The sequence below is a fragment of the Pseudomonas sp. NPDC087697 genome, from assembly GCF_044743155.1.
Classification (GTDB): domain Bacteria; phylum Pseudomonadota; class Gammaproteobacteria; order Pseudomonadales; family Pseudomonadaceae; genus Aquipseudomonas.
The window spans coordinates 1-6,570 of the sequence record NZ_JBIUVW010000082.1; the positions used below are offsets into that span (position 1 = coordinate 1).

Consider the following 6,570-nt stretch of genomic DNA (forward strand, 5'->3'; position numbering starts at 1 on the left):
GGTCCCTCCCTCGATGATCAGTCGAGAACTATCGCTCCTGACGGAGCGATAGTCGAGATACAAGGAGCTGCCGCAGGCTGCGATCTTTTGATCTTTTCAACAGGCGATCCGTTGTCTGAACGGACGCCAAAATCAAAAGATCGCAGCCTGCGGCAGCTCCTACGGGATCGTCAGCAAGCGTTAGCGAACGTTAAGCACGAAGCCGACTCGGGTCAGCCACTCTGCTTCCAGCGCGAAATCGGCCTGAGTCAGCTGGTTTTCGTCCAGCCAGTTTTCCGGGAACAACACATCCAGGCTGTCGCCGTTGGCATGCAGCGTGACCTGCGGCATCTGTTGGGTGCCGCGGATGTGATGAAACAGAATCGCAAAGCGCAGCAGCACGCAGAGGCGAATCAGCTTGATGCCTTCATCGCCGAACTCGGCAAACTTGTCCTTGGGAATGTTGCGGCGGTGGCCGCGGACCAGTAGCGCCAGCATCAATTGGTCTTCACGGGAAAAACCGGCCAGATCGGAGTGTTCGATCAGGTAGGCACCGTGCTTGTGGAATTGATAGTGGGCGATATCCAGCCCGACTTCGTGGACCTTGGCCGCCCAGCCCAGCAGTTCGCGCCAGACTCCGTCATTCAGATCCCAGTCCTCGGCCACCTGGTCGAACGCGTGAAGGGCCTTGCGTTCGACGCGGTCGGCCTGTCTCACGTCGACGTGGTAACGCTCCATGAGCGAGCTGAGGGTGCGTTCGCGGACGTCTTCGTGATGATGACGGCCCAGCAGGTCGTAGAGCACGCCTTCACGCAGGGCGCCTTCACAGTGATCCATGCGTTGCAGTTCAAGTGCGTCGAAGATCGCTTCGAGAATCGCCAGGCCAGCCGGGAAAATCGCCCGGCGATCCGGTTTGATGCCTTCGAAATCGATTTTTTCGACGTCGCCGAGTTTGATCAGCTTGCGCTTGAGCCAGGACAGGCCCTCGGCGTTGACCTCGCCAGCGCCATGGCCGCCAGCCTTCAGCGCCAGACCGATGGCGCGGATGGTGCCCGAGGAGCCAATCGCTTCATCCCAGGTCAGGCGGTGCAGGGCGTGTTCAATGCTCATGATCTCCAGCCGCGCCGCAGTGTATGCCTGGGCATAGCGGGCCGGGGTGATCTTGCCGTCGCGGAAATAGCGCTGGGTGTAGCTCACGCAGCCCATTTGCAGGCTTTCGCGCAGCAATGGTTCGAAGCGCTGGCCAATGATGAATTCGGTACTGCCACCGCCAATATCGGCCACCAAACGCTTGCCCGGGGTGTCGGCGAGGGTGTGGGAGACGCCAAGGTAGATCAATCGGGCTTCTTCACGACCGGAGATGACTTCTACCGGGTGACCGAGGATTTCTTCGGCGCGGCGGATGAATTCGCCGCGGTTACGCGCCTCGCGCAGGGCGTTGGTGCCGACGATCCGCACGGCGCCCGGTGGCATGCCGTTGATCAGTTGGGCAAAGCGCTTCAGGCAATCGAGCCCGCGTTGCATGGATTCTTCGCTGAGTTGGCGCTCTTCGTCGATCCCCGCGGCCAGTTGAACCTTCTCGCCAAGCCGCTCGAGAATACGGATTTCATTGTGGATGGCGTTGGCCACGACCATATGAAAGCTGTTCGAGCCCAGGTCGATAGCGGCGATCAGGGACAGATTCTTGGCTTGGGATTGAGGCATGGCTTAGAGGTCTCGGTCGATAACCCGACCATCGTGCCACGATCAACCGCTGCCGCCAACGCGTAGGTGACCGCTTCGCGGTCAATCGCGAGCAAGCTCGCTCCCACAGGGTTCTTTGTTGCCTTCAGTCCCGTGGGCGACACAAAACCAATGTGGGAGCGAGCTTGCTCGCGATGACGGCCTCGCAGACTCTGAAGATCTCTCAGCCTGCGGCTTCCACGGTCCCAATAAAATTCGCCAGCTCCGCCGTCTGCGGATTGGCAAACAACACTTTTGGATCGCCCACCTCATGCACCTTGCCCTGATGCATGAACACCAGTTTGTCCCCAACCTCCCGGGCGAAGCGCATTTCGTGGGTGACCATGATCAGCGTCATCCCGTCCCTGGCCAGTTGTCGGACCACGCTCAGCACCTCGTTGACCAGTTCCGGATCGAGCGCCGAGGTGATTTCGTCGCACAGCAGCACTTTCGGTGACATCGCCAGGGCTCGGGCTATCGCGACACGCTGTTGCTGGCCGCCGGACAGTCGATCCGGGAACGCATCGAACTTCTCCGCGAGCCCGACCCGTTCAAGCATTTGCCGCGCCAGTTCGGCAGCCTTGGTCCTGGACACTTTCTGCACCACCTGCGGTGCGAGCATGACGTTTTCACCCACCGTCAGGTGCGGGAACAGGTTGAACTGCTGAAACACCATGCCGACTTTCTGTCGCAGGCTGCGCAAGTCGGCGCGGGCTGCGTCGAGGTATTCGCCGTCGACTTCGATCACCCCGTCGTTGATCGACTCCAGGCCGTTCAAGGTGCGCAGCAGGGTTGATTTCCCCGAACCGCTGCGGCCGATGATCGCCACCACCTGGCCTTCGTCGATGCTCAGGTCGATGCCTTTGAGCACATGGTGATCACCGTAATATTTATGCAGGGCGGAAATTCTAAGCAGAGGCATGCAGTCTCCTTTCCAGGTAGCGGGCACTGAGGGACAACGGGTAGCAGAGCAGGAAGTAACCGAGCGCCACCAGGCCGTAGACCATGAAGGGTTCGAACGTCGCGTTGGCGAGCATGCCGCCGGTTTTGGTGAGTTCGGTGAAGCCGATGATCGAGGTCACCGCAGTGCCTTTGACCACCTGCACCGAGAAGCCCACGGTCGGTGCCACGGCAATGCGCAGGGCTTGCGGCAGGATCACGTAGCGCAGCTGTTCAAAGGGGGTGAGCGCCAGGCTCGCCGACGCTTCCCACTGACCGTTGGCGATCGAGTCGACGCAACCGCGCCAGATCTCCGCCAGGTAAGCGCTGGTAAACAGCGTCAGGGCAATCGCCGCTGCCAGCCACGGCGAAATCTCGATCCCCAGCAGCGCCACGCCGAAAAACACCAGAAACAGCTGCATTAACAACGGCGTGCCCTGGAACAGTTCGATCCAGGTGCGGGCGAAACCTCGTGGCAGGGCGTTTTTCGAGATGCGCAGGGTCATGATCAGCAAGCCGATCAGCCCGCCACCAATAAACGCCACCAGCGACAGTGCCAGGGTCCATTGCAGGCCGGTGAGCAGGTTGCGGACGATGTCCCAGAAGGTGAAATCGCTCATTGGCTACTCCTCGCGCTGCTTCTTGCTATAAACCGTCGACCGATCCAGTTCAGCAACTGGCGGATCAGCAAGGCCATGCACAGGTAAACCAGCGTGGTCAGGGCATAGGTTTCGAAGGCGCGAAAGTTGCGCGATTGAATGAAGTTGGCGGCAAAACTCAGTTCTTCCGTGGCGATCTGCGAACACACCGCTGAACCGAGCATGACGATGATGATCTGGCTGCTCAGGGCCGGCCAGACCTTGCCCAGCGCCGGCAGCAGTACCACATGGCGGAACGCTTCGAAACGGCTCATCGCCAACGCCGCTGCGGCTTCCAGTTGCCCACGCGGGATCGCTTGAATGCCTGCGCGAATGATTTCCGTCGAATAGGCGCCGAGGTTGATCACCATCGCCAGCACCGCTGCCTGCCATTCGGAGATTTGCAGGCCCAGCGACGGCAAGCCGAAGAAGATGAAAAACAGCTGCACCAGAAACGGCGTATTGCGGATCAATTCGACGTAAACCCCGAAGATCCCGGCAAACGGACGGATGTTCCACGCTCGCACCACCGCGCCCACAATTCCAAGGCTGACCCCGAGCAGCGCGCCGATGGCTGTCAGTTCAAGGGTGAACAGCGCACCGCGCAGCAACAGGTCGGTGTTTTGCACCACCGGTAAAAAGTCGAACTGATAAGCCATGATCAGGCTCCTTGTTTAAACGACGTCCGGCGGAAATCAGAGATCGGCCGGCAGCGGCTGCTTGAGCCAGGTCCGGGAGTTTTTCTCCAGGCTGCCGTCAGTCCTGGCGGTGGCGAGGATCTGGTTGACCTTGTCCAGCAGCGCCGGCTCGTTCTTGTTCACGCCAACGTAGACTGGCGAGTCCTTGAGCTTCACTTTCAGCGCTGGAATGCGTTTCGGGTTGCGCTCGCTGATGGTCACCATCACCACGTTGCCGCTGGCGATCAGGTTGACCTGGCCTGCGAGGTAAGCGGCGACGGTCGAGTTGTTGTCTTCGAAGCGCTTGATGGTCACGCCTTGTGGGGCCACGGCGGTCAACTCGATGTCTTCGATGGCGCCACGGGTGACGCTGATGGTTTTACCTTTGAGGTCATCCAGGCCGTTGATGGCGACGTCTGGCGGTCCGAACACCGCGAGATAGAAGGGCGCATAGGCGCGGGAGAAGTCGATGACCTTCTCGCGTTCAGGGTTTTTGCCAAGGCTGGAGATCACCAGGTCGACCTTGCCGGTGGTCAGGAACGGAATGCGGTTGGTGCTGTTGACCGGCGTCAGTTCGAGTTTGACCTTGAGCTGGTCGGCCAGAAGCGCAGCGGTGTCGATGTCCAGGCCACGGGGTTTCATGTCCGGGCCCACCGAGCCAAACGGCGGGAAGTCTTGGGGCACGGCGACCTTGAGCGTTCCGCGCTTGATCACATCCTCCAGGCCGTCGGCATGGGCGGGGAGTTGACTGAGCATCAGGCTGGCAAACAGGGCAGTGAGCAGGGCGCTGCAACGCTTGGTCATGGTAAATCTCCGGATTCGGCAAGTGATTTCTGCGAATCGACAGAGCACAGCCCGTGCCAACCCCCGGCGAAATGGCTGTCAGACCGCGGATTTACTGGTATTGGTCGGTCTTACTGGTCTGAACAGCTGGTGATTTTTTTGCACCTTGATCGGGCATCGCCCAAGGCGCTCGAACCCCCGTGGGGCACGACTTGCCTGACTCGGCGATTAGCTTTACAACTAGCCGCTCACTGGTCTGGCTCGTCTGAAAAACCATGAATTCTATCTCTCGCGCCGTACCCGAAGTGGCGCTGCACGCCATCCGTAAACTGATTGCCGAACAGGGTTTCGGGCCGGGGGATGTGCTGCCTTCGCAGCGCGACCTGGCACTGCAACTGGGCGTGAGCCGGGCGTCGCTGCGCGAGGCGCTGTCATCTTTGAGTGCCTTGGGCGTGATCAGTGTGCAGCCTGGCAAAGGAGTGTTCGTGCAGGCGATTGAGTCATCCCCGGCAGTCTCAGGGATGACTTGGCCGTTCGCGGCTCAAGCCTCGCCGATGGATATCTTTCAGCTGCGCTATGCCCTGGAAGGCTTTGCGGCGGGGCTGGCGGCGGTGACGTTGAGCGCCGATGAGCTCGATGCCCTTGAAGATAACGTCGCAGCGATGCGCGACGAGTTGCGTGCCGGGGACTTCGACGCGGCGGCGCGGCTGGACTTCGAGTTTCATCGGCGAATCCTGCTGGCCAGCGGCAATCAGGCGATGTTGAGTATTCTGGCGGCGAGTGCCGAGCTCTTTCTGGAGAGCCAGAAACTACCGTTCATCCGGGCCGAACGGGCCATGGAAACCTGGCAAGAACACCGCAAGATCCTTCGAGCGCTGGCCCGCCGGGCTTCGGGTGCCGCCCAGAAGGCTATGCAAGAGCATGTGCGCAACGCGGCCCTGCGCACCGGAATTTCCTTCACGACCCCCGCCACGCCGTGACTTGAGCTATACCCAAACTCATGGGCCACCATAGCGAGACTCAATCATCTGCGGCTTCCTGAACGAGGGAAGGGCGGCTATGATGGGCCACGTTTTTTTGCTTACAATCTGGAGACTTCCATGAGCAGCGATCTTATCAAACACGTTAGCGACGCTAGCTTCGAAGCTGACGTACTCAAGGCCGAAGGTGCTGTACTGGTCGACTACTGGGCTGAGTGGTGTGGCCCATGCAAGATGATCGCTCCGGTTCTGGACGAAATCGCTGAAACCTACAAAGGCAAACTGACCGTTGCCAAGCTGAACATCGACGAAAACCAGGAAACCCCGGCCAAGCACGGCGTGCGTGGTATCCCGACTCTGATGCTGTTCAAGAACGGCAACGTCGAAGCGACCAAGGTTGGCGCGCTGTCGAAGTCGCAACTGGCCGCCTTCCTCGACGCCAACATCTAAGCGTCGTTGCAAGTGTCACCCAAAAGGCCCCGTAAATAGCGGGGCCTTTTCGTTATTCAGGGCTAGACGCTCCGAAACTCAGGTGTTACATTCGGCCCCGCACTGGTTCCTCCAGCGCCCCCTGCAAGCCGTCGCCGACGCTCTCCTTTTCGAATAAGTACGCGATCCTGTCGCCTTCTCTGCGGCGCGGCCTCATTAAGCCAAAAGCTTAATTTCCCCCCCTCCATAAATGATTACGTCATTCCTATATGAATCTGACTGAACTCAAGCAAAAGCCGATTACCGAACTGCTCGAATTGGCCGAACAGATGGGCATAGAAAATATGGCCCGTTCGCGCAAGCAGGACGTGATTTTCTCCTTGCTGAAAAAGCACGCGAAAAGCGGCGAGGAAATCTCCGGTG

8 protein-coding genes are annotated in these 6,570 nt (G+C 59.7%); 3 read left to right on the top strand and 5 right to left on the bottom strand.

The features are described 5' to 3' along the window. Window positions 1-180: 180 nt before the first annotated feature. From ppx to ACIPIN_RS28645, 5 genes are all read right to left on the bottom strand, one after another. Window positions 181-1,683: an exopolyphosphatase gene (gene ppx, locus ACIPIN_RS28625; protein WP_401124811.1), complete on the bottom strand. Its 1,503-nt coding sequence runs from the start codon at window positions 1,681-1,683 to the stop codon at window positions 181-183. Between the two features lie 202 nt (window positions 1,684-1,885). Continuing rightward, window positions 1,886-2,623: an amino acid ABC transporter ATP-binding protein gene (locus ACIPIN_RS28630; RefSeq protein ID WP_401124813.1), complete on the bottom strand. Its 738-nt coding sequence runs from the start codon at window positions 2,621-2,623 to the stop codon at window positions 1,886-1,888. After that, window positions 2,610-3,260: an amino acid ABC transporter permease gene (locus ACIPIN_RS28635; RefSeq protein ID WP_401124816.1), complete on the bottom strand. Its 651-nt coding sequence runs from the start codon at window positions 3,258-3,260 to the stop codon at window positions 2,610-2,612. The genes ACIPIN_RS28630 and ACIPIN_RS28635 overlap by 14 nt, the downstream gene beginning before the upstream one ends. Beyond that, entirely contained in the window at window positions 3,257-3,937 is a 681-nt protein-coding gene (locus ACIPIN_RS28640; protein ID WP_401124818.1) for an amino acid ABC transporter permease, read from the bottom strand. Before ACIPIN_RS28640 ends, ACIPIN_RS28635 begins: the two co-directional genes overlap by 4 nt. A 36-nt stretch (window positions 3,938-3,973) precedes the next feature. Continuing rightward, window positions 3,974-4,759, bottom strand: coding sequence for a transporter substrate-binding domain-containing protein (locus ACIPIN_RS28645; RefSeq protein ID WP_401124821.1), 786 nt, complete (start codon window positions 4,757-4,759; stop codon window positions 3,974-3,976). A gap of 254 nt (window positions 4,760-5,013) precedes the next feature. On the opposite strand from ACIPIN_RS28645, the gene ACIPIN_RS28650 reads away from it, so the two are divergent. From ACIPIN_RS28650 to ACIPIN_RS28660, 3 genes are all read left to right on the top strand, one after another. Next, complete coding sequence (locus ACIPIN_RS28650) at window positions 5,014-5,718, top strand: FadR/GntR family transcriptional regulator (protein ID WP_401124822.1); 705 nt, start codon at window positions 5,014-5,016, stop codon at window positions 5,716-5,718. A 120-nt stretch (window positions 5,719-5,838) separates the two neighbouring features. Next, entirely contained in the window at window positions 5,839-6,168 is a 330-nt protein-coding gene (trxA, locus tag ACIPIN_RS28655; protein ID WP_003206727.1) for a thioredoxin TrxA, read from the top strand. A 248-nt stretch (window positions 6,169-6,416) separates the two neighbouring features. Next, on the top strand, window positions 6,417-6,570 hold a 154-nt coding region (locus tag ACIPIN_RS28660; RefSeq protein ID WP_401124824.1), incomplete at its 3' end, for a Rho termination factor N-terminal domain-containing protein.

Coding starts and splice junctions, on each gene's coding strand:
- ACIPIN_RS28645 (WP_401124821.1), bottom strand. CDS start 4,759: ATGACCAAGCGTTGCAGCGCCCTGCTCACTGCCCTGTTTGCCAGCCTG.
- ACIPIN_RS28635 (WP_401124816.1), bottom strand. CDS start 3,260: ATGAGCGATTTCACCTTCTGGGACATCGTCCGCAACCTGCTCACCGGC.
- ACIPIN_RS28630 (WP_401124813.1), bottom strand. CDS start 2,623: ATGCCTCTGCTTAGAATTTCCGCCCTGCATAAATATTACGGTGATCAC.
- trxA (WP_003206727.1), top strand. CDS start 5,839: ATGAGCAGCGATCTTATCAAACACGTTAGCGACGCTAGCTTCGAAGCT.
- ACIPIN_RS28650 (WP_401124822.1), top strand. CDS start 5,014: ATGAATTCTATCTCTCGCGCCGTACCCGAAGTGGCGCTGCACGCCATC.
- ACIPIN_RS28640 (WP_401124818.1), bottom strand. CDS start 3,937: ATGGCTTATCAGTTCGACTTTTTACCGGTGGTGCAAAACACCGACCTG.
- ppx (WP_401124811.1), bottom strand. CDS start 1,683: ATGCCTCAATCCCAAGCCAAGAATCTGTCCCTGATCGCCGCTATCGAC.